This is a genomic window from Lysinibacillus sp. FJAT-14745, from assembly GCF_001275675.1.
Classification (GTDB): Bacteria; Bacillota; Bacilli; order Bacillales_A; family Planococcaceae; genus Lysinibacillus.
Genome location: NZ_LITM01000009.1, coordinates 195241 through 218937 on the forward strand (window position 1 = coordinate 195241; position 23697 = coordinate 218937).

A 23697-nucleotide genomic window follows, 5' to 3' on the forward strand; every position below is an offset into this window, starting at 1 on the left:
CCTAACTTGTTATATTTATCGACATAACAGATTTTTCAAAGTTGTTTTAACCTTGTACACGTGTAATTTTTACATCTTTTAAGATTGTATTCACAACCCAGCTTGCTGCAATTAAGCCTGCTACTGAAGGAACAAAGGCATTGGAAGATGGAGGCATTTTAGCTTTACGGATAGCTGCATCCGGTTTTCCGACGTGCTCCACTACATCTGGACGAACTACGATAGGACTCTCATCTGAGAACACAACCGTTACTCCTTTATGAATACCATCCTTACGTAATTTCGTACGAATTACTTTAGCCAATGGGTCTGTGTGCGTTTTGGAAATATCTGCAATTTTGAAACGGGTTGGATCCATTTTATTGGCTGCACCCATACTAGATATCATTGGAATATTACGCTTTAGACATTCCTTCATAATATGAATTTTATACATCACTGTATCACTTGCATCAATGACATAATCTATGCCTTGGGCAAAAAATTCCTCATATGTTTCCTCCGTGTAAAACATGTGCATATCAATTACTTCACATTGTGGATTAATATCAGCAATACGCTCTTTCATAACACCTGACTTAGATTTTCCGACCGTGGAAAGATAGGCAACTAATTGACGATTAACATTCGTAATATCTACATTATCCTTATCCACCAAAATAATGCGGCCAATACCACTTCGTGCACATGCCTCAGCAGCAAATGAACCTACACCACCTACACCAAGAATGGCTACCGTTGTATTTTTTAATTTTTCGAGTCCCTCTGTTCCTATTGCGAGCTCATTACGTGAAAATTGATGTAACATCCTTACACTCTCCGTCTATTGAATTTTGATCCTGCTTTAGCGGGCAGTAATTTATCTATACCGAAAGCGATGCGTCAGCAACAAATGTTTTATCTGTGCGAAAGCGAAGCGTCAGCAACAAGACTCCCACCTCAAAAGAAATTAGGAGGATAAACTGCCTGTACAAACCTGATTGGTGATCAGCGGTGGATAAAGTCTCCCACTGATTACTTTATTAGTAAACCTAGTTATATACTAAGATAAAATCAAACTTATCTTACATTTTATCACGATATTCATCAAGTAAAAATTATAACTAAAAAAATTAAGTATTCCTAATCAAATACTTTTTTAGTATGTAAAGTTTAAATGGAGCCCATTAATCTATATGTTTATTTAGGCAATTGAATAAAGCGTAATCCAATTGCCTTTAGTCTTATCACTTTCATTCCTGGTCATAATTTTTGGTGAAAGATTCCACAAAATCTGAGCCGAGCTGAACGTTTTTTTGCTTGAAAGCAGCAATTACTGCCCCGCCGATTGGTTGTAAGATTGGTACCATAAATTGCAATGGTATCTCGTCAGCTTGTGCAAATTGCTGTAATTTCGATACAAAATATGCTTTATTATTAAAAACGCCACCCACTAATACGACAGGTATGTCCCCTTCCTCCCAAGTCATATGTGAGTAACATGCTTTAATCGCCACATAATATTTCGTACAAGCATCCTCTATGATCTGAATTGCAACACGATCTCCTTTGTCTGCCACATCAAAAACATATTTACTTAATGGTGCAATCACTGTCCGAGGATGCTCCTCTCCATATATACACTCAATTAATTGTGGTACATTTTCCATAGAAAAATAACGCAATACTACATCCGTCAAAGTTGTTTGGTCTCCTCGTCCATCATAGCTTTGAAAAATAGCTTTCAGCACTTGAACACCTAAATCATAGCCACTACCCTCATCATCAAAAAGATAACCCCAGCCGCCTACTCTATGAAAATGTTGCTCACGATTGTAGCCCATTGTAATAGCGCCTGTCCCTGCAATTTGCACAATACCCTCTTTGCCTAGTGTGCCTGCATAGAGCGCTATTATAGCATCATTGTCGACGACGACAGCCGCTGATTTATGAATATATTGGCGCAATATTACTTCTACAAGCCCCTCTGCCTCTAGCTCCTTGACCCCAGCCATGCCCGCAAAACAGCTATCTATAGCTGCAAATACTTGCGGATTTTGTTGTTGTAAATTTTGTAGTAGATCATGAATCGTTGACTTAAAATATTGAACACCCATTGCTGTAGGATTACTCCGAGTCGTTACTACTTTGGCATAAATATTGCCCAGCTCATCACAAATCACTGCTGACGTTTTCGTTCCGCCACCATCAATCGCTAATACATACATATCTTTGCTCCTTTCTTCTAAGTTATTTTCGACTTAGCGTCATTTCACTTCCGCTACAAAAAAATCTGCTGAATAAAAAAGGGATTAAGCACTTTCAACTAATGGCTTAATCCCTTCTTCTGTAATCATTTCGTAAAGCCAAATGATGCCCAAGGCTGAATATGTGCTAATAAAAATTGCTCTTCTTCTACAACTCTTGCCACAACATTTGTCGATCCGGCATTCGGCATTTCCTTTAAAACAATTTGTAGCTCACCCTTATAACGCACATCTAAATTATTATCGATTGTCACATCTCCCAATTTTAACGGATGACTATCGTGTGGAGGGAAGTCACCATTTTTATATTTAACACGAGATTGCGTACTACGGATGACATAATCCGAAACATCGCCACGATTAAAATGCGGCTCCTTAAAAAGGATGGCTTCTTCTAAAACAGAGGTTTCAACAGACTGCTCAACCTTCAGCTCTAGCTTATGGCGATTTAATTGGCCTAATGCACGTATTTCTTCCTCAGAAGCATACATATTGCCGATAATACAATCATCTATTAAACCAGTGTGCCATAAATCCTTTGCTTGCACAGTGATTGGCAGATGACGATGCTCTTCTAATGTTGGCAAGCCATGCTCGGTTTCTTCCCAAGGCCCAAACATCGCATGCTGTGATGAAATCATTGCTGCTGTTCGAATATGATTTGCTTTAAATTGCCTAGATGTTTGTAAAAAATGTTGCCGTGATAGACCTGTGAACCGTCTCGGATAAAAATTATGACAGCCAATAATATTATCTTTATTCGCTTGATAGGATAATATATTTTCTACATATTTAGTACCGTTACTAATATTTAATTCTATTTTTAAATTACTTGCATCGAGAGACATAAACGCTTCTTCCTGGCCAGAAAAACCCATATCTAAGCGCAATGCCGCTAAATGATAATGCTCCTTAAAGTAACCAATATCTTTATACGTTAAGCCTAAATCTTCAAAAACAGCTGGTGCAATATCAGCTGAAATTTCAAAGCCAAGCTGCTGCGCAAATTTATTGATTTGCTGTAATTTTTGTCGTTCCTGATCGTTTTTCAACGACATAAGACATGTAAATATTCGATCAAAACCATTGTCATGAGCGAACTGAACATACCGCTTCATATCTTCTAGAGTACTGTGCTGAGGATATAGTGAAATCCCTAATCTTCTCAATTCAAATACCTCCGTTAGTTCACAATTACACTTCTACTTTTTGATTTTCTAATTCTGTAACATGCTGTTCGTTTTGAGACTCTGCTTCAGCAGCTCGTAGTTCATTCTGCTTGGCCATACGGTTTGCCATTGAAATAAACGGTAAATAAATACACACTGCGACGATAAGTAAAACAAGACTTAGTACAGCTCCTTGCCAAGATTGAGTCGCTAAGAATCCATTAATAATCGGTGGCGTTGTCCATGGTGGTGAAACTGTAGCTGCTGGCACAAACCCCCATTTTGTTGCAAAGAATGCAATTGTTACGTTAATCATTGGTGTCAAAATAAACGGTACGAATAACACTGGGTTTAACACGATTGGAAGGCCGAAAAGTAATGGTTCATTAATATTGAAAAGACCTGGTGCTGCCGACAATTTTCCAACAGTATTATATTGTTTATTTTTTCTAGCGATAATGAAAATAGCAATAATAAGTGCTATTGTCGTACCAGAACCACCCATATTGATGAAGGCATCAAAGAATGGTTTATTGACGATGTATGGCGCTACTTCCCCAGATGAAATTGCTTTTACATTCGCTTCTATTGCTGGTAAATTTATCGTTTGCATAAATGGTTCGATAATGTTAGCACCATGAACACCTAATGTCCATAAAAACGTAGGAATGAATGCTAAAAGTAAAGCCGCAATCCATGAATTCGTTAAGCCCATAAACGGCTCTTGAATGGCTGAGTAGAATGAACCGACAATATCAGGAATATCAAAGCCTGCCGAAATAATTGTACGAACTAGAGCAAATAAACCAATTGTAATAATAGCAGGTAATAATGCGGCGAAAGATTTTGAAACAGCCGGTGGTACTCCATTCGGCATTTTAATTAACAGCTTAGGATTGCCAGTCAATTTACAAAATACTTCAGTTGACAGCAACGCAATAATAATGGCAATAAATATACCACCTGTACCTGTCGTTAACCCTGTTATTCCACCTTCACCAAAGGTACCGAACGTCAAATAAGTTGAAAAGCTAATTACACCGGCAGAAAGTCCATCCTTGTCGTAACTTTTCGCAAGATTGTAAGAAATTGTAAAAGCTAATAACAGAGAGATGATTCCAAATGTTGCTCCCCAAACATTGCCGCCCCACTGTGTCCAAGTTTCATGCTTCCAGATGGCATCGAGCGCATTTTGATAGAATTTGATAGGCAAATTATTCACAAGAACCGCAAGTGATCCAACAATTGTCAATGGCATAATCGTAATAAATCCATCTCGAATGGCAACTAAATGACGCTGATTCCCTACTCTAGCAGCAACCGGCACAAATTTTTCTTCTAAAAAACGGAACATTTCACACACTCCCTTTGCTTTTTATTGTGACATCAAGGCTTGATGCTACTCCCCATTAAATCGCTCATACAATTCAATCATTTCCGTTGCCAAATCGCGAAAGGTAATGGCATTCATTAAATGATCCTGTGCGTGAATTAACAGCATCGACACTTCTACTTTTTCTCCCCTTGCCTCTTGTGACAGTAAAGCCGTCTGAGAATGATGCGCTTCAATCAATGAATCGTTAGCTAACTGTATTTTTCCCTTTGCTTCCTGAATCTGCCCATTTTTTGCTAGTTGGATAGCCTCCATACACTCACTTTTCGTATTACCACTGTGCACAATCAGTCCCATAATGGATTCCATCAAAACTGTTTCTTCCATTGTCGTCGCCCCCTTAACCAATCAACGTTAACGCCTGCTTTAAAACTTTTTCGCCATTCATCATGCCGTAATCCATCATGTTAATGACATCAATTGGAAAATTCATTTCCTTGTATTTTTTTTCAAAAGTCCCTTTTAAGTAACGAACTTGTGGACCCAGTAGCAGTACATCCGCCATTTTATTAGCTAATACTTTGTCAACCTCACTTTCAGCAATTGCATAAATATCTGCCTCAATATTTAGTTCTTGTGCGGCTTTTTGCATCTTAGACACTAGCAAACTAGTACTCATTCCCGCTACGCACACTAGCATAATGTTTTTCATCAAAACACTCCTTTTCATGATAAAGTTCGTCTTTCTAGCTAACTTTAATTTTTGTAATTCCCGACTATGAAATCGCTTTCTTAAATTGAGAATAGCACCTATTGGTATATACCACAATATACTTTTTACACCATTCCCTTCCTCATAAAAAGACTTTAAAAATTGGGCTATAACTCCGCTACAGACTACTGAATGGATTCACCTAACTGGTATAGTCCAGAAAAAAGTTCAAAAAAATTTAAATTTTTAGAACAAAATACGTGCATATCCTCTGACATCGATACTTAAAAATATTCATAGAAGGCTGGTTTATTAGAGGGTAGCGCTAACTGCCATCGATCAATTATCTCTTCAGCCAATTGTTTATTTGCATACATGACCGCATCCTTTACAGATAGATAGCCAACCATCATCGCTGAGAAAAGATTAATTGGTAATGTTAACATATGCATTTCTCGAATAGAATTTGTCTCAATTATCGAGACGTCTCCACTTTTATTTATTTTATATACGTGCTTATTCCAACTACAAAATGCATCTTCAATTTGAATATATAACGGCTCCTGAATATCGCCCCACGGATAATGCTGCATAAACCTCAAAGCGTCTACTATTCTTACCATCACATCCTGAACAACTTCCTTTTTAAACTGTGGTTCTTTAAAATAGAAGCCAAATGGATGGTCGTTAGCAGTAACTCCCTTAATGCTACTTACACTTGCCGCATGAGATGTTATAAAACGCCAAATTGCTTGTTCTGCTTGTAAATCTTCAGCTATAAAATCATGAATCTCAAACGTTCCATCCTGAATGATATAACGAATATAACCTGCAATTTGATTAGCCTTAAAATAGACCGCAAAATGACTATCAGGCATCCTTCTCTCTATTCTTTTCCACCAAGCATCATCTCGTAGCATACTTCCATTATGGAAAAGTGCCTGTGCATTATGAAAATCCTTAATCCCCTGAAAAAGATCTCGATCTGGCCATTCAAAGCTCATACGCTTTACTACGTCTAGCTGTTTTCCGAAAGAAGGAAACATTAATTGTGGAATGGTATAACATAGCTTCTCAAAAAATAATTCCCAGCCAAAGTAACGATAAAATGATACAGAAAATGGTGCTAACACAGAAATGCTTTGCCCATTCTCTCGCATTTTCTGAAGTGCCTCTGTCATAAGGTTTTTAATAATTCCCTGTTGCCGATATTCAGGATAGGTTGCAACAAAGCCAATTCCGCCCATATTATAATTTTCACCATGAATTATCATATTAAGTGGCAATATTAATAGCTGTCCAACTACTTTATATTCATCATAAGCACCCAATGTTGTGCTATGCTCAACCCAATAATGAAAATCATCGCGCCGCGCACCAGTATACTTATTAGGAAAACAATAATCTCTTAATTGATGTACCTGCTTATAATCTTCTGGTGGAATTATTTTTATTTCCATATGCAAAATCACCCCCTCTCAACACTGAATATTCTTGCAATTCAAGATAAACTTAATACCTACCTTGGATCTTTATAGTTCACCCCTGAGATACAACAATACCTTTTATTTTTAGAATTCCTCTCCAATTCCTTTAGAAACAATTACTTCTGTTACTGTTTGTAAAAGCTTCTCAGCATCGGGCCCATCTGCTGAAATTTCCACAATGCTTCCGGGTGCTACTCCTTGTGCCATAACACCCATAATTGATTTTAAATTGACCGATTTCTCTTTATACGTTAATAGAACATCACACTCAAATGATGTGACTGCAGTTACAAGTAAAGCAGCGGGTCTAGCATGTAGTCCCTCCGGCGCTGTTATTTTATATATTTTCTTCATAGATATCCCTCCACTTGTCATGTAAAGTTAATTCGATGTTGATAATAGGCAATCATAGCCTCATTATGAGACAAATCCGAGTCAACATTATTGCTTTTAAAAACTGGTAATACTTCGTCTGATATGGCCATGATCTCAATGACTTCACTGAATAATACATTTAAAATAATTGAACCAATAACTGTAGAAGATGGTGCATACTGTATTTCATTGTGGTGCAGCAAACCATCTCCTATTGGTATATGCGTATCGATCACTATATCTACTACATCCTCTAAGCGCTGTCCACTTTGATGGCGAGTCGGCTGTTCACAATAAGCAAGCGATTGCAGAGACATGACCAGCACTCCTGCTTCTTTCGCTAAAAATGCTACATCTATAGGTGCTTGATTTCTCCCGGATGTTGAAATAACAATACAAACATCATTTTCATGAAATTCAAAATGACCTTTATACTGTTCAATGATAGTCGGGTCCTTCTCATTTTCAGATGATGTCATTGCTCCTGCGTGTAATGTTAAAGGTTCTATAATGATCGGACGTACAGGTACAAGCCCTCCCGCACGATAAAAACCGTCCTGTGCTAAAAGATGAGAATGGCCGCAACCAAATAATTGGACAATTCCCCCGCGTTGAAGCCTTTGTACAATTAATTGTGCGGCTTCTTTTATTTGGGCATATTCTTGCTCCTTCACAGCCTGCATTAGCTTTTGAATTTCTAGAAAATATGCATCCATAGAATCACCTTTTAATTTCACTAATGAATTTGTATCGATCAGCTCGATAAGTACTTCGCACAAGCTCAAATGGAACTCCATCAGATAAATAACTTGTACGTTTAATAATTAATACTGGTGCAGTATGATTAATTTGCAAAAATTTACTATCTTCTTTTGGAACAATAGCTGCCTCCATTTGCTGAATAGCATTTCCAATTTTTTGATGGAATTTTGCTTCAATTAACGCATACAATGACCCCATTATTTTCTTTTCATCTAATTCTGGATATACTTTTACTGGAATATATGTTCTTTCGATTGCCATTGGCTTGGAATCTGCACTACGAATCCGTACAACGAAGAATACCTCTTCGCCCGGCTTTAACATTAAATCTCCAGCAATATCAACTGGTGGTACGATTTTTTCAAAGCGTAACACTTTACTGCTTGGTTCCATTCCTCTAGCCCGCATATCCTCTGTAAAACTTGTTAATCCCTTTAGCGGTTGTTCTAATTTTGGATTAGCGACATATGTACCTTTCCCTTTTTCACGATACAGCAAACCGCTATTGACTAAATTTGTGATTGATTGACGGACAGTCATTCTACTAACATCAAACTGCGTAGAAAGCTCTCGCTCAGAAGGTATATTTTCTCCGATTTTGTATTCTTCTAAATAAATCCGTTGTTTAATGATTTCTTCTATTTGTATATAGATAGGTATATGAGAATTTTTATCTAACAAGTGTTGCACCATCCTTATCGCCTCTTTACTTTCACTTCTCAAATACAACTTTACCCCGACAAATAGTTTTTTGTACATTTAAATTTTCATCTAGTAATACAAAATCTGCATCATAGCCTTCTGCAATACAACCTTTAGTTGCAAGCTGTAATTGCTTAGCAGCATTCGTAGAGGACATTGCGACAATTTCCTGCAAGGAGCAATCGGTAACTGCTTTCATATTTTTTACTGCCTGCTCCATCGTTAGCACACTGCCCGCTAAAGCCCCATTAGATAAATGAGCCCCATCCTTAGAAACATGAACGGTTTGACCACCTAAATCATAATCACCATAATGTAAGCCTTTTGCCCGCATCGCATCGGTAATTAAGATAATCCCCTTCGCTCCTTTCATACGATACGCTAGCTTTACAGCCTGTGGATGGCTATGCACGAAATCAGCTATAATTTCAGTCTTCACCTGATCTTCTAATAACACTGCACCAACGACACCTGGTTGGCGATGATGGAAAGGGCGCATTTGGTTATATAAATGTGTAGCCTGCCTTACGCCCAATGCTACTGCCTTATCCACTTCCTCAATTGAGGCGTCAGAATGGCCAATGGAAGCAATAACATTTAAATCTTTTAACGATTCAATAAACGTCAAGCCTCCCTCTACCTCAGGTGCAATTGTGACTTGTTTAATGCGTTGCTTACTTATGTTCTGCCAGGATGTAAATTGCTCAGTAGACGGTAAAATAATGTATTCTATCGGCTGAGCTCCTGCCCGTTTTTTCGATACATATGGCCCCTCTACATGTATCCCTAATAAGCTTGCCTCATCATCATTATTTTCAAATTGAGCAACGTTGGCTAAAACGCTTTCAATTGCTTCTATAGATTGCGTCATTGTAGTAGCAAGGAAGCCCGTAACGCCTTCTTGTACTAAAGAACGTGCCATTTGATGTAATGCTAATTGTGTAGCATCCATCACATCATGCCCAGCAGAGCCATGTATGTGCATATCAATATAGCCAGGTAGCAGGTACCAATTTTTATCTGTGCCATCTATATAATGCTCAGCCTGATTAGATAAGGTATGACTTATTTTAATAATCCTACCATTATCAATGAATACGTCGCCCTGAAACAGTTCTTCATCATGATTGACTATCGTAACATTGGAAATTAAAAGCGTATTCTTCAATAGATCACCCCCTAGTCATTTTTTGAGGAGCTTTGCTGAAGTTAACAAGCTATCATTTAATTCGGTATAGTTGTCTATACCAATTATATGACACTTTTACAAAAACAAAAAGTATTTTTTATATTTTCTAAATTTTTTAGATTTATCACCATAACGTGAAGTTGATTTCCGTTCCGGCTGAGCGCTTTCTTGGGGGCGTCAGGGCAACAGGTACTTATTGCTAATCTCCAAAGAGTCGCCCATTTCTATAATCTCGGAACGAACTCGTCTAAATTCATTTTTCCATTCGTTATCATATGGCACAATTTTTCTTTTTTAAGCCAAGGATCATTATCAGTTCTCCTCTGCAATTAACAAATTTGTTCTATTATAAGTCTTGCTTGTGCGGTTGTCTTTTTGAATAATCATTTACTTGCACTAAAAAAGGAGCTAATTTTATGCTCCTCTTTGTGCTTATTTACTATGTATGACGAATCCCGATTGTGCCGTTATGCCAAGAAACATTCGTTTTGAACCCGCAATTCGCAGGGGGGTGCCTGCTTTGCAGCTTTAAACGTCCCGCTCCGCATGGGGCTTGTTTGCGACTACAAAATGAAGGCTCCCGATTCTAATGTGTTCGGTCAAAACTGTTAAGTAGAGCTAGCAATTAAACAAACACTTCAGGATTCGTATTACAGTTATAATAACATTTATTATCTGATAATTCAAACTATTTTCTTAAAAAAATCTACATTCTTGCGAAAACGCAAAAAATACCTAGATTCTCAACAAATTTTGCTAGAGAATCCAGGTATTTCGTAGTATTAATTATCTTTTAAATGTTTTAATTGCTAAATTTAGCTCGTTCAATTGTTCTAGAGACACTTCACTCGGTGCGTTTGTCATTAAGCAACTAGCACTTGCTGTTTTCGGGAATGCAATTGTGTCGCGTAAGTTAGTGCGGCCAGCAAGTAGCATTACGAAGCGGTCAAGACCAAATGCAAGACCTCCATGTGGTGGTACACCGTATTCAAATGCTTCTAATAAGTAGCCAAATTGAGCTCTTGCTTCTTCTTCTGTGAAACCAAGTAAATTAAACATTTTTTCTTGTAATTCACGCTCATAAATACGTAATGAACCTCCACCAAGCTCATAACCGTTTAATACGATATCGTATGCTTGTGCACGAACAGCTGATGGATCAGTTTCCATTAACTGAATATCTTCTTCAAATGGACGTGTGAATGGATGGTGTGCTGCTTTGTAGCGACCATCTTCTTCAGAGTACTCTAATAATGGCCAATCTGTAATCCATAGGAATGCAAATTGTGATTCATCTATTAAACCTAAGTCTTGGCCTAATTTCGTACGAAGTGCACCTAGAGATGCTGCTACAACAGAAGCTTTATCAGCTACGAATACTAAAATATCGCCCACTTCAGCTTTCATACGTTCGATTAATGCAGCAGCTAAAGCATCGTCAAAGAATTTTGCAATCGGTCCGTTTAAGCCTTCTTCTGTTACTTTTAACCAAGCAAGACCTTTTGCTCCATAAATACCAACGAATTTTGTTAGCTCGTCCATGTCTTTACGAGAGTATTTATCTGCTGCACCTTTAATATTGATACTCTTTACTTGCTTACCTTGTGCTACTGTATCAGCAAACACTTTGAAATTACAGCCATCAAAAATATCATTTAAAGCGACTAGCTCTAAGCCGAAACGTACATCAGGTTTATCTGAGCCGTAACGATCCATTGCTTCTTGATATTTCATACGTTGGAATGGAGCAGGGATATCAATGCCTTTTACTTCTTCCATAACTGCTTGGATTAAGCGTTCGTTCATTTCAATAATTTCTTCTTGTGTTAAAAAGCTTGTTTCAATGTCAACTTGTGTAAACTCTGGTTGACGGTCAGCACGTAAGTCTTCATCACGGAAGCAACGTGCGATTTGGAAGTATTTTTCGAAACCAGACACCATTAATAATTGCTTAAATAGCTGTGGTGATTGTGGCAATGCATAAAATTCACCTTCATGAACACGTGATGGCACTAAATAGTCACGAGCTCCTTCTGGAGATGATTTTGTTAAAATTGGCGTCTCTACTTCTAAAAAGCCTTCATTTTGTAAGAAGTTTCGAATTGTACGAGTAACGTCTGAACGCATTTTGAATGTATCAAACATAACAGGACGACGTAGGTCAAGATAACGATATTTTAAACGTAAATCTTCAGATACGTCAGTGCGATCTTCGATTTGGAATGGTGTTGTTTTTGCCGTATTAATGACGATTAATTTTGTCGCTTCTACTTCAATTTTACCGTTTGGTACATTTGGGTTAATTTGATCTTCTGCACGAAGAATAACTGTCCCTTCCACTTCGATTACGTACTCACTACGCACTTTATCAGCTAGTGCGTGTGCTTCTGCAACATCAGGGCTAAAGACAACTTGTGTAATTCCAGTACGGTCACGTAAATCAATGAAAATTAAACCGCCTAGGTCACGACGACGTTGTACCCAACCTTTTAATACGACTTTTTCGCCTTTTAATGCTTCTGAAAGTTCATTACTAGCATGTGTTCTTGTTGCCATTTATTTAATTCCTCCAAAATTTATTTAGCTCATCACCATAACTTAGGGTTGATTTATCCACATGACATACATTTTCACTAAATGTCATCCCCAACTTTCGTTGATGAACCGTTTATTTTACTTATGTAGCATACAGTTCCTACTAAGTAGTGAATGGATGCCAAGGAAAATTAGCAGTTCATTAGATGAACCTGTATTGATCTATAAACGATTTTTGTTTTAACAGATTCGCTTATTGTTTTAATAGGTAGTTCACTAATTCTGAGAACGCAACTTTTTGTTGTTCACCAGATTCCATATGTTTAACAGTAGCTACTTGCTCTTCAAGTTCCGTTTCGCCTAAAACAATCGTATATTTCGCACCTAAACGGTCTGCTGATTTCATTTGAGCTTTCATTTTACGATCTAAATAATCCATCTCTGCAGAAATGCCCTTAGCACGGAAGGTACTTGTTAATTCTACTGTTTTTAGTTTCGCTTCTTCGCCCATAGCGATCATATAGACATCGAGTCCTGATGCTGTGTCTAATTCAACACCTTCAGCTTCAAGTGCAAGCAACAGACGCTCAATACTTAATGCGAAACCGATACCCGGTACTTCTGGTCCACCAATTTCTTGCACAAGGCCATGATAGCGACCCCCACCACAAAGTGTAGTAATGGCTCCAAAGCCAGAAGCCGTTGACATAATTTCAAATGTCGTATGATTGTAGTAATCAAGGCCCCTTACAAGATTTGGATCGACCTCATACGAAATTCCCAGTGTATCTAAATACGTTTTAACTTGAGCGAAATATGCTGCTGACTCCTCTGTTAGGAAATCAGTTAATGCCGGTGCAGATTGCATTAATGGGTGCTCGCGGTCTACCTTACAGTCCAAAATGCGCAGTGGATTTTTTTGCAATCGATTTTGGCAATCCGAACAAAACTCATGAATATGTGGTTCGAAGTGTTGTAGCAGTGCTGTACGGTGGGTATCACGTGTTTCTTTATCGCCCAGTGAATTAATAACTAATTTTAAATCCTTTAAACCTGCTGATTCATAGACATCCATTGCTAGTGCAATAACTTCCGCATCAATAGCTGGATCAGCTGAACCAATTGCTTCTACTCCAAATTGAACAAATTGACGATAGCGCCCTGCTTGTTGACGTTCATAACGGAACATTGGTCCTAAATATGAAAGCTTTACTGGTTGATCAGGTGCACCAAACATTTTATGCTCAACATAAGCGCGAACTACTCCAGCTGTATTTTCCGGACGTAATGTTAACGAACGGCCACCGCGATCTTCAAATGTATACATTTCCTTTTGAACAACATCTGTTGTTTCACCGACACCACGTGCAAATAAATCTGTTTGCTCAAAAATTGGTGTGCGAATTTCATTGTAGCGATAGACACGACAGATATCACGGATAACCGCTTCTATCTTTTGCCATTTTTCGGATTGACCCGGCAAAATATCTTGTGTCCCTCGTGGCACTTTAAAACTCATATAAAAACCTCCTTTATAAATTGCTTATGAGCAAGCTCTTCTGGACTTCTCACATTTTTTAGTCCATAAAAAAAGCCCTCGCCCCCTGCATAATGCAAGGGACGAGAGCTGTATAAGCTTCCGCGGTTCCACCCTAGTTGACGCATCAAATACATGCGTCCTCCTCCTGATCGGATAACGGCCGATTCCGTTTTTTCCTACTAAGTATTACTTTTCAGAAAAAAGCCTCTCAAGTGTTGTTCACGAAATACATTTTTGTAGGAAAGATTTCAGCCTAGGTCTTTCCCTCTCTTCTCCAATAGAGGTATATGCTACTTGCTTGGTCATAAGCGATTAATCATTTTTTGATTACCCTTTATGTTAGTCACAACAAAAGGCAATGTCAACTGTTTTTGTTTTTTTTACAATACATTCGTTAAAATTACAAATTCCATTACCTTTTTCCCACGAATTCTATTACAAAAGCATGGTAAAATAGCACAAGATAGGAGGAATCTGATGAGGACAAAACTTTTAAATATTAATATCATCTTCGTACTAGTGCTAATGATTGCAATTCCAAGCATGAATAATATTCAACGAGCACTAGCCGACACCAGTGATTTAAAAGTAACTGGAACGATTCTTCATTTACGTGAGGGACCTGGACTATCTTATCCAATCATTACGATATTAGATGAGGGTGATTCGTTAACCTCTATTAGCCGTGAAGGCGATTGGATTCAAGTAAAAGCAGGCGATTACGAAGGTTGGGTAGCATCCTGGCTAACAGCTTCAATAAACACTACACAAACGATTGATAAAACCTTGATTTCACAGGTCGATCGTCTAAATATCCGTACTGAGCCTGACGTATCTTCTGCAGTTCTTGGACAATTATCAATAGGCAACCAAGCAAAACTTATTGAAAAAAATGGCGAATGGGCGAAAATAGATTGGAACGGACTAGTAGGTTGGGTATCTACTGACTATGTCACAATCAATGACCTACCTGAAAAAAAAGCTAAAGCTGAAGATGAGACTGATGAACCTAAAGTTGAAGTTTCCACAAAAAAAGTCAACAAAGATACAACATTTACAGTTTTAGTAGATGCACTTAATGTGCGCCAAAAGCCAGACTTAAATACCAAAAAAATAGGAACGGTTTCAAAAGGACAAGCCTTTAAAGTGCTGTCTCAAGAGCATAACTGGGTACAAATTCAATATAACGATAAAAAAGCAGGCTGGGTTTATAGCTTTTATGGCACTTTTTCAAATATAGAAAATACGACATCAAAATCTTCTTCTTCCTCAGAGCTTGAATCTGTCACAATCATTTATAATGGGACTAACCTGCGGACTGATGCAACAACAACTGCTGATGTTGTTGCACGTGTAGATGCTGGTGAAACCTACCCGATTGTAGGCGCTAAAAATGACTTTTACGAAATACAAGTAGATGACAAAACTGCATTTGTGGCGAACTGGGTCGTTACTACTACTTCGTCCAGCAAAGATGCTACTACGACAAAAGAAGAAAAATCTGAACCACGCAAAAAAGGCACTTTAAATGGACTAACTATTGTCGTAGATGCTGGACATGGTGGAAATGATCACGGCACTACAGGACAACGTGGAACAGATGAGAAGGAAATTACATTGAAAACAGCATCTCTTCTTGCTTCAAAGTTGAGTGCTGCTGGAGCAACTGTTGTTATGACAAGAGAATCAGATGAATATGTTGCACTTCGTAAACGTGTATCAATTGCGCACCAGAATGAGGCAGATGCTTTTATCAGTATTCATTATGATGCAACAGACGATAGCTCCATTAATGGCTTCACCGCATATTATATGAACAGTAATCAACAAGGTCTTGCAGAGGCAATAAATAATGGACTCTCAAAAAAAATAGATTTAAAGGATCGCGGGACTCAACAAGGAAATTATTTAGTTCTACGAGAAAATCGTCAAAAAGCTGTACTCATTGAGCTAGGCTACTTAAGTAATGGTAGTGAGGAACGTATTATTACAACCGCTAAATTCCGGGAACAAGCTACTCTCGGCATCTACCAAGGTATTTTAAATTACTTTAACAAAAATCAATAAAGATCAATTATGCCTCGGCAAAATAGATTGTGGGATAAATAAATAAGCTGCAAAGGAAAGTAGAATTGTACTTCCCTTGCAGCTTATTTATTTTTACTAGTCAACTATGAGATTGTTTTATATGACTCTTTCGTTATAGAAGTTATAAGTTACTGAAATGAAATCAATCCTAAGTTATGATGTTTCCCCCTCAGTACTCACTGTCAAATACTATACACATGCTAAAACGAAAAAAGGCCTCCAACTCACAATACATGAGTATAGAGATCCTTTATGCGTTTATTTTTTCCTCGTTGCTAACGTAACCCATACAATTTCCTTCATACGAATGAAAAAAGGTGTATGGTTAACCTCTACTACGATATCATCTGGTAATACAGAGATTAATTTTCCTTGCTGGATATTTTCCCTCGTTTGCACTACAATTGCCTGACCAATCATCATGTTAAGAGTTTCGTATAAATATGGATTTGATATGCTTCCTGCTTGCGTCATCTTTCATGCACTTCCTTCCTACAAAACTAACCATACTATTTAATGTATGAAGGAATCGTAGGAAATGTACCATTTATTTGGACTCAAGAAGTATTGTAATCGGGCCATCGTTTGTAAATGCAACATCCATCATTGCACCAAATATTCCTGTCTCCACATGTAAATCGTGTTCACGTAAGGCATTATTAAAAGCCTCCCATAACGGTTCCGCAACTTCTGGTCTTGCTGCTCTTGTAAAACTTGGACGATTCCCCTTTTTTGCATCCCCATACAATGTAAATTGCGAGACGGATAGAATAGCCCCTCCTTGCTCTAAAATGGAATGATTCATTTTTCCATCAGCATCTTCCCAAAGGCGGAGATTAGCTACTTTTTTTGCTAAATATTCAACATCCTCTTGCGTGTCCTCGTGTGTAATGCCAACTAGAAGAACATAGCCACTATCAATAGCTCCCGTTACTTTTCCGTCAACCGTAACAGAGGCTGCTTTACTACGCTGTAAAACTACTTTCATTCTTTAAAACCTCAATTCTCCTATTTGTATGCACCAGAAGAACCATTTTCGGTACATAACAATGTTGCTACTGCCCAATCAGCCATTAGAAGTCAACTAGTTAATAACACGTTGCACTGAATATATATCAGGTGTTTGCTTAATACGTTCCACTACTTTATGCAAATGTGAAATATTTGAAATTGATATCGTTAAATGAATCGTTGCCATTTTATCGCGATCTGCACGACCACTCACTGCTAAAATATTCGTTTTCGTTTCGCTAACAATTTGCATGATTTCATTTAAAATGCCTGGTCGATCGAAAGCTGAAACTTCAATATCGACAGGGTATTCTTTTCTCTCTGGAGTAAGTCCGTGTTCCCACTCTACTTCTATTAAACGCTCCTGCTCATCATCAACTTGAATATTTGGACAGTCTGCACGGTGCACTGAAACACCTCTACCTTTCGTAATGAAGCCTACAATTTCATCTCCAGGAACTGGCGTACAGCAACGTGAAAGTCGAATAAGCATATTGTCGATATCTTTTACGATAACGCCCGATTCCGTACGTTTTTGTGGAATAGGGTTTTTCATTTTTTGTTCAATTTTCTCAAGCGCTTCTTCCTGTTCACGTTCTTTGCGACGTTTTTCCGCTAGACGATTAACAACTTGCTGAGCTGTAATTCCATTCACGCCCACAGCTGCATATACATCTTCTTCATTTGTATAGTTAAATTTTTCACACACACGCTTCAAGTTTTCCGCTGACATTGTTTCTTTTACATCAAAATCTTGTGCACGGATTTCCTTCTCTATCATCTCTTTACCTTTGATGATATTTTCCTCACGAAGATGACGCTTGAAAAACTGCTTTATTTTATTTTTCGCCTGTGAGGATTGAGCTATTTTCAGCCAATCGCGACTCGGACCAAATGATTGCTTAGAAGTTAAAATTTCAATAATATCTCCCGTTTTTAACGGTGTATCAAGCGGTACCATTTTACCATTGATTTTCGCGCCAATTGTACGATTTCCAACTTCTGAATGCACACGGTATGCGAAGTCGATTGGTACAGAGCCTGCTGGTAATTCAATGACATCCCCTTCAGGTGTGAAGACATAGACCATATCAGAGAATAAATCAAACTTTAACGATTCCATAAATTCTTCAGCATTAGATGATTCGTTTTGGAATTCTAAAATTTCTCGGAACCACGTTAATTTTTGGTCGACATTTTGTTTTTCATTATCAACTTTTTTACCTTCCTTATACGCCCAATGTGCTGCAATCCCGTACTCGGCAATTTTATGCATTTCCTTCGTACGAATTTGGACTTCTAATGGGTCACCATAAGGACCAATTACTGTTGTATGCAGTGATTGATATAGGTTTTGTTTTGGCATCGCAATATAATCTTTAAAACGGCCAGGCATCGGCTTCCATAATGTATGCACAATCCCAAGTACGGCATAGCAATCTTTAATACTATCGACAAGTACACGAATGGCTAATAAATCATAAATCTCGTTGAATTGTTTCTTTTGTAACACCATCTTACGATAAATACTGTAAATATGTTTTGGACGACCATAAATATCTGCTTCAATTTCAACCTCTGTAAGCTGTGACTTCATCTCAGCCATTACATTGTCTAAATATGCTTCACGCTCATCACGTTTTTTCTTCATAAGACTGACAATGCGATAATATTGCTGTGGATTTAAATAACGAAGTGCTGTATCCTCAAGCTCCCATTTAACAGTCGAAATCCCAAGACGATGCGCAAGTGGTGCAAAAATTTCAAGCGTTTCTTTAGAAATACGGCGTTGTTTTTCTGCTGGTAAATGCTTTAACGTGCGCATATTATGAAGGCGGTCTGCCAGTTTAATCAAAATGACACGAATATCCTGGGCCATAGCTACAAACATTTTTCGATGATTTTCTGCTTGTTGCGCTTCTTTCGATAAATATTTAATTTTCCCCAGTTTTGTTACACCGTCTACAAGCATCGCAACCTCTTCGCCGAATTCACGAACCAAATCGTCGCGCGTAAAATCCGTATCCTCGACAACATCATGTAAAAAACCAGCCGCAACTGTTTCAGGATCCATTTGTAATTCAGCTAAAATACCAGCTACTTGCACAGGGTGAATAATATACGGTTCACCTGAGCTTCGGAATTGCTCAATATGGGCATCCCTTGCTAATTCATATGCTTTTTTCACGAATGCGACATTTTCATCATTCATGTAGGATTTGACTAACTCAAAAACGTCCTCGGGAGTCAAAATTTGCTCTTTCGCCATAACATGTCCACCTTGCTCGTCAAATTTTTCAGATTAGATATAAACTTAATTGTATAAAATATTATGGGCTATTGTAAAGTAACTGTGTCATTTTGTTTAGTTATTCTCGTGAACAATGTGAAAAATGGTAAAAATATTCTCCATAATGAATAAAAAGACCCTTTGCGAATGTAATATTTCGCAAAGAGTCTCTCTTCTCGTATCCTAGTTGCTTAGCTTAATTTATTATACGCTACAGCAATTTTTGTACCAACTACTGCATTATGTTTCACTAATGCAATATTGGCATCAAGGCTTTTACCTTCTGTTAATTCTTTCACTTTTCCAAGTAAGAATGGTGTCACATTTTTACCGTTAATACCGTTTTCTTCTGCTTCTACAAGAGCTTTTTCAATGATTCCTGTAATGAATGAATTCTCAAGTGCTTCAGACTCTGGAATTGGGTTAGCAATGACAGCTCCACCTTTTAAGCCTAATTGCCATTTTGCACGTAGCATTTCTGCCACTTCTTCTGGTGTATCAATCTTGAAGTTTACATCAAAACCGCTTTGACGTGTATAGAATGCTGGTAGTTCATCAGTACCGAAACCAACGACTGGTACACCTTTTGTTTCAAGATATTCTAAAGTTAAACCAATATCTAAAATAGACTTAGCACCCGCACAAATTACAGCAACATTTGTTTGCGCTAATTCTTCTAAATCTGCTGACACATCCATTGTTGTTTCAGCACCACGGTGTACGCCACCGATACCGCCAGTTACAAAAATTTCAATACCAGCTAGCTCCGCACAAATCATCGTTGCAGCTACAGTTGTCGCTCCTAATTTTTTTGTTGCTAAAAGATAGCCTAAGTCACGACGAGATGCTTTTGCTACACCTTGTGCATTACCAAACATTTCAAGTTCTTCATCTGATAAACCAATTTTGATTTTACCATCGATTAATGCAATAGTTGCTGGTACTGCACCATTATCACGAACTATTTGTTCTACTTCACGTGCTGTTTGTACATTTTGTGGATATGGCATTCCGTGAGAAATAATTGTTGATTCTAATGCTACGATTGGTAGGCCTTTTGCTTGTCCTGCTTTTACTTCTTCTGATAATACGATGAATTCTTTCATGTTGTTATTCCTCCATTTCACTGTTTAACAAATCAACTGATAGCTCAGGTCTTACTGTATATGGGGATGCAAGTGTATTTTTGGCATTCGTTAAGCCTGCATCAATACATGTTGCAAAGGATTGCCCAGTAAGCCAGCCATGGATTACAGCACTGACAAAGGCGTCTCCGGCACCGGTTACATCTTCAATTTTTTCTATAACTTTCGCTGAGAAATGACTTGGTATAGTTGTAGTTGAAGCTGCATACACACCCTTGCTACCCGCTGTAATAATTACATGTTCAGCACCTAATATAAGAAGTTGCTGTAAAGCCTTTTCATAATGCGCAGAGTTTTCGATTTTATGACCTACAATCATCTCTGCTTCATCTGTGTTACAAATAAACCACGTCACACCTTGCAACGTATCCGGTAATCGATTCATTTTTGGTGAAGATACCGGTACAATGACAAATGGAATGTCACGAGCAATCGCAACCTGCTGTATGTAAGCCACTGTTTCCTTTGGACAGTTTAAGTCCATAATAAAGCAGCCCGCATTCATCAACATTGCCTCATGTTTTTTTAGCAAACTTGGCAATAAAAGATCATATACTTCCATATTTGCTACTGCTAGTGCTAGCTCACCCTGCTCATCCATAATCGCAGTATAGGAACCCGTCGAAGCGTCAGGTAACTGCTCTACATAACGTAAATTCATAAATGGCTCTGAAGCTTCTTGGATCACTTGCCAATCAGCATCTTTGCCAGCAGTAGTCAGCAATGTTACTTGATGATTTAATCTGCCTAAGTTTTCAGCAATGTTTCGCCCAACACCACCTACACTAAATGAAGAGCTAACAGGATTGGATGTACCGAACTGGACATTCCCCTTTACATGAAATTTTCGGTCAAGATTAGCTCCACCGATACAAATAATTTCATTTTCCTCTGGCAAAATATAAGCACGACCTACAATTTTCCCCTGCTTCGTTAAGCTCGATACTAAATTAGCAAGGACTGGTCGAGACAGATTCATCTTATCTGCCATCTCTTGCTGAGACATAAACGGATTCTGGCGAATTAATGCAAGGACCGCCTGTTCTCTTTCATTCATAGCATCACCTTTTGTTATATTTGTTTATATTATAAACTTTTGTTTGGTTGATGTCAAAAAATTTTTTAATAAAAAAAGTTGAAACCGATATGATACTGGCTTCAACTTTTTGTTGCGATAACTATTGCTTCAATGAAATTAAGGTGTCGTGTTAAATAAAGTATGGGGCTCTTCGGCAAAACGAAGGGTTGATTTCCATTCCGACTGGGGGGCGTCCGATGAACCGCTACACTTCGCTCTATGGTCTATCTGGCGAAAGCGAAGCGACAGCAACAAATGTTTTTTTGCGTGAAAGCGATAGCGGCGCAATTTCAGGGTTTTGCGGCGTTCTTTGCTTGGTTTGCGGCGCAATTTTAGGTTTTAGCGGCGATCTTCCTTTGGTTTGCGGCGCAACTCACACTTTTAGCGGCGAATTCCAACATAAGCTGGACAAATGTTTTCTGTGCGAAAGTGTAGTGTAACGTAGCGGCAGCAACAACAAGATGGGAGGAACGGCTCGATGCTCCAAAATGCCGACCGCTGATAACAACATGAAAATCGCTGATAAAACTTCGAGAACCGACGATAGCAAACAAAAATCGCACCCTAAGCAAAGCGAGTAGCTAATTATCAAGTATTGGCTTGATGGGGTGTTTGTTTTTTCACGATGATGACAAATAAGCTTGCCAATGCACAGAACATCCCTGCAAGGAAAAAGGCCCAAGTATATAAATTGAAAAACTTATAGATGGGACCACCGCCATAGTCAGCAACTGCAGCTCCTGCTTGATGTGATGCGAATATCCATCCATAAATAATGCAAGATATCCAAGAAAGAATTATTAATAATATTGGCTCAGAAAAATACAATGATTTTTACGAAACATTGAAAACTATGCAAAAAATAATTCAATCTTATGATGAAGAAGAAATAAACGGACCTAAACAAAAGAATCCATTTTGAAAAATGATTGTTCAAAATGGATTCTCAAAACTTGGGGTTGATTTCCGTTCTGGCTGGCCGCTTTCCCGGGGGCGTCCGATGAACCGCTTTTGTTGCTGACGCTTCGCTTTCGCACAGATAAAACATTGTTGCTGACGCTTCGCTTTCGCACAGATAAAACATTGTTGCTACCCCCCAAGGAGTCACCCAGTTGGAACGAAGATCACCACTTCATTTAGCGTGTATTTTTTGATATGTTACTCTACTACATAGTGAAAATATGTAAAAACATAGTAACAGCATGAACAGTTGCTGTTATAAATATTTTCTGTTTAATAATATGGTAAGAAATCTATCCTAGCATAGTTCCCCTTTTGACAAGATAATTGCTTTCCCACCTACCTTAACTCTTGGATTATTTTTATTTATTAATTTTGTAATGATGTTAGAAGGTCTACCCATACTATGCCCTTGAAGGAACGAGTACTCTTGATCAAATTCATTTAGTATGTGGTTATGAAAAAGATAATAAGTTAATGCCCCATTCGAAGTACCTGTTGCGGCTTCCTCATCAATACCGTAGAGTGGGCAAAAGTTTCTACTCTCTGCTATCCCTTCTTTTGTGTCGAGCGTAAATGCATGAACGCCCCCCACTTTATTGATCTTTGTATATTCAGCAAGTGCTTTAAAATCAGGATTTAAAGCATACAAATCATCCTTTGTTTTTAATGGAAGCATTATATCCCAAAGACCTGTACTTGCAGCTTGAGGCACTAAATTAAAAGTTTTATCTCCTATTTGGCTTTTATCAATTTTGAAAAGGCTTGACAAACTATCATAATCATCGAATATTTTTCCTAACCGAGGTTCAGCTTGCTCCATCATAATAAATGATTGATTCACTTCAACAGCAAGTGTGCCAGCGAGTGTTTTCATAAAATATGTATTATTATCTTCAATAGTACAACTGTCTAATAATGCCTTGAAGGATGCAATAGTAGCATGTCCACAAAGGTCAACCTGTGCCGTCGGTGTAAAAAACTTTATGTCAAAATTTTTAGGCTCAACACCAAAATCTGTTCTTGCTAAAAAAGAATACAAAAAAACATCTGTATCCGCTAGAGTTGAGAGTAC

General features: G+C 38.1%; 21 protein-coding genes, 1 other RNA gene, 1 pseudogene and 1 other annotated feature. Of the genes and pseudogenes, 2 read left to right on the forward strand and 21 right to left on the reverse strand.

What is annotated here, in order from left to right; translation table 11 throughout:
- Positions 1-46: 46 nt before the first annotated feature.
- The 14 genes from AMS59_RS16170 to hisS form a co-directional block, all read right to left on the reverse strand.
- The gene (locus AMS59_RS16170; RefSeq protein WP_053484771.1) at positions 47-808 is read right to left on the reverse strand and encodes a ThiF family adenylyltransferase; all 762 of its coding nucleotides are present in this window, start codon (positions 806-808) and stop codon (positions 47-49) included.
- A 424-nt stretch (positions 809-1232) separates the two neighbouring features.
- Positions 1233-2207 carry an N-acetylglucosamine kinase gene (locus tag AMS59_RS16175; RefSeq protein ID WP_053484772.1) on the reverse strand — a complete coding sequence of 325 codons (975 nt, stop codon included), beginning with the start codon at positions 2205-2207 and terminating at the stop codon, positions 1233-1235.
- Between the two features lie 125 nt (positions 2208-2332).
- Entirely contained in the window at positions 2333-3415 is a 1083-nt protein-coding gene (locus tag AMS59_RS16180) for a DUF871 domain-containing protein (protein ID WP_053484773.1), read from the reverse strand.
- 25 nt (positions 3416-3440) lie between these two features.
- The gene (locus AMS59_RS16185) at positions 3441-4769 is read right to left on the reverse strand and encodes a PTS sugar transporter subunit IIC (protein ID WP_053484774.1); all 1329 of its coding nucleotides are present in this window, start codon (positions 4767-4769) and stop codon (positions 3441-3443) included.
- A gap of 45 nt (positions 4770-4814) precedes the next feature.
- Positions 4815-5135, reverse strand: a complete 321-nt coding sequence (locus AMS59_RS16190; RefSeq protein ID WP_053484775.1) for a PTS lactose/cellobiose transporter subunit IIA — start codon at positions 5133-5135, stop codon at positions 4815-4817.
- Between the two features lie 13 nt (positions 5136-5148).
- Entirely contained in the window at positions 5149-5460 is a 312-nt protein-coding gene (locus AMS59_RS16195) for a PTS sugar transporter subunit IIB (protein WP_053484776.1), read from the reverse strand.
- Between the two features lie 284 nt (positions 5461-5744).
- Entirely contained in the window at positions 5745-6920 is a 1176-nt protein-coding gene (gene eis, locus AMS59_RS16200) for an enhanced intracellular survival protein Eis (protein WP_053484777.1), read from the reverse strand.
- Positions 6921-7031: 111 nt separating this feature from the next.
- On the reverse strand, positions 7032-7301 hold the full coding sequence (locus AMS59_RS16205) for an HPr family phosphocarrier protein (RefSeq protein ID WP_053484778.1): 270 nt from the start codon (positions 7299-7301) through the stop codon (positions 7032-7034).
- Positions 7302-7318: 17 nt separating this feature from the next.
- On the reverse strand, positions 7319-8038 hold the full coding sequence (locus AMS59_RS16210) for a sugar isomerase domain-containing protein (RefSeq protein WP_053485107.1): 720 nt from the start codon (positions 8036-8038) through the stop codon (positions 7319-7321).
- Positions 8039-8042: 4 nt separating this feature from the next.
- Positions 8043-8765 carry a GntR family transcriptional regulator gene (locus AMS59_RS16215; RefSeq protein ID WP_053485108.1) on the reverse strand — a complete coding sequence of 241 codons (723 nt, stop codon included), beginning with the start codon at positions 8763-8765 and terminating at the stop codon, positions 8043-8045.
- 31 nt (positions 8766-8796) lie between these two features.
- Complete coding sequence (gene nagA, locus AMS59_RS16220; RefSeq protein ID WP_053484779.1) at positions 8797-9954, reverse strand: N-acetylglucosamine-6-phosphate deacetylase; 1158 nt, start codon at positions 9952-9954, stop codon at positions 8797-8799.
- Between the two features lie 469 nt (positions 9955-10423).
- Positions 10424-10623, reverse strand: a non-coding RNA gene (gene ssrS / locus AMS59_RS24415) — 6S RNA.
- Between the two features lie 138 nt (positions 10624-10761).
- The gene (aspS, locus tag AMS59_RS16225) at positions 10762-12531 is read right to left on the reverse strand and encodes an aspartate--tRNA ligase (RefSeq protein ID WP_053484780.1); all 1770 of its coding nucleotides are present in this window, start codon (positions 12529-12531) and stop codon (positions 10762-10764) included.
- Positions 12532-12763: 232 nt separating this feature from the next.
- Positions 12764-14029: a histidine--tRNA ligase gene (hisS, locus tag AMS59_RS16230; protein ID WP_053484781.1), complete on the reverse strand. Its 1266-nt coding sequence runs from the start codon at positions 14027-14029 to the stop codon at positions 12764-12766.
- A gap of 94 nt (positions 14030-14123) precedes the next feature.
- Positions 14124-14365: a binding site (T-box leader), on the reverse strand.
- A 162-nt stretch (positions 14366-14527) separates the two neighbouring features.
- Between hisS and AMS59_RS16235 the strand changes: the two genes are divergently transcribed.
- Entirely contained in the window at positions 14528-16117 is a 1590-nt protein-coding gene (locus AMS59_RS16235; RefSeq protein ID WP_053484782.1) for an N-acetylmuramoyl-L-alanine amidase, read from the forward strand.
- Positions 16118-16396: 279 nt separating this feature from the next.
- Here the strand turns inward: AMS59_RS16235 and AMS59_RS16240 are convergent, their stop codons facing one another.
- From AMS59_RS16240 to AMS59_RS16260, 5 genes are all read right to left on the reverse strand, one after another.
- Positions 16397-16612, reverse strand: coding sequence for a DUF2642 domain-containing protein (locus AMS59_RS16240; protein WP_053484783.1), 216 nt, complete (start codon positions 16610-16612; stop codon positions 16397-16399).
- A gap of 73 nt (positions 16613-16685) precedes the next feature.
- Entirely contained in the window at positions 16686-17126 is a 441-nt protein-coding gene (gene dtd / locus AMS59_RS16245) for a D-aminoacyl-tRNA deacylase (RefSeq protein WP_053484784.1), read from the reverse strand.
- A gap of 96 nt (positions 17127-17222) precedes the next feature.
- Positions 17223-19418: a bifunctional (p)ppGpp synthetase/guanosine-3',5'-bis(diphosphate) 3'-pyrophosphohydrolase gene (locus AMS59_RS16250; protein ID WP_053484785.1), complete on the reverse strand. Its 2196-nt coding sequence runs from the start codon at positions 19416-19418 to the stop codon at positions 17223-17225.
- A gap of 212 nt (positions 19419-19630) precedes the next feature.
- Entirely contained in the window at positions 19631-20545 is a 915-nt protein-coding gene (locus tag AMS59_RS16255) for a pseudouridine-5'-phosphate glycosidase (RefSeq protein ID WP_053484786.1), read from the reverse strand.
- Positions 20546-20549: 4 nt separating this feature from the next.
- Positions 20550-21641 carry a carbohydrate kinase gene (locus AMS59_RS16260; RefSeq protein ID WP_053484787.1) on the reverse strand — a complete coding sequence of 364 codons (1092 nt, stop codon included), beginning with the start codon at positions 21639-21641 and terminating at the stop codon, positions 20550-20552.
- A gap of 218 nt (positions 21642-21859) precedes the next feature.
- Here AMS59_RS16260 and AMS59_RS25370 point away from each other — a divergent pair, with 218 nt between their 5' ends.
- Positions 21860-22102 (forward strand): hypothetical protein, encoded by a 243-nt coding sequence (locus tag AMS59_RS25370; protein WP_156304696.1) that lies wholly within the window; start codon positions 21860-21862, stop codon positions 22100-22102.
- Positions 22103-22250: 148 nt separating this feature from the next.
- Here the strand turns inward: AMS59_RS25370 and AMS59_RS26395 are convergent.
- Positions 22251-22445, reverse strand: a pseudogene (locus AMS59_RS26395) (MFS transporter); the annotation flags it as partial.
- 475 nt (positions 22446-22920) lie between these two features.
- On the reverse strand, positions 22921-23697 hold a 777-nt coding region (locus AMS59_RS16270), incomplete at its 5' end, for a PhzF family phenazine biosynthesis protein (RefSeq protein ID WP_156304711.1).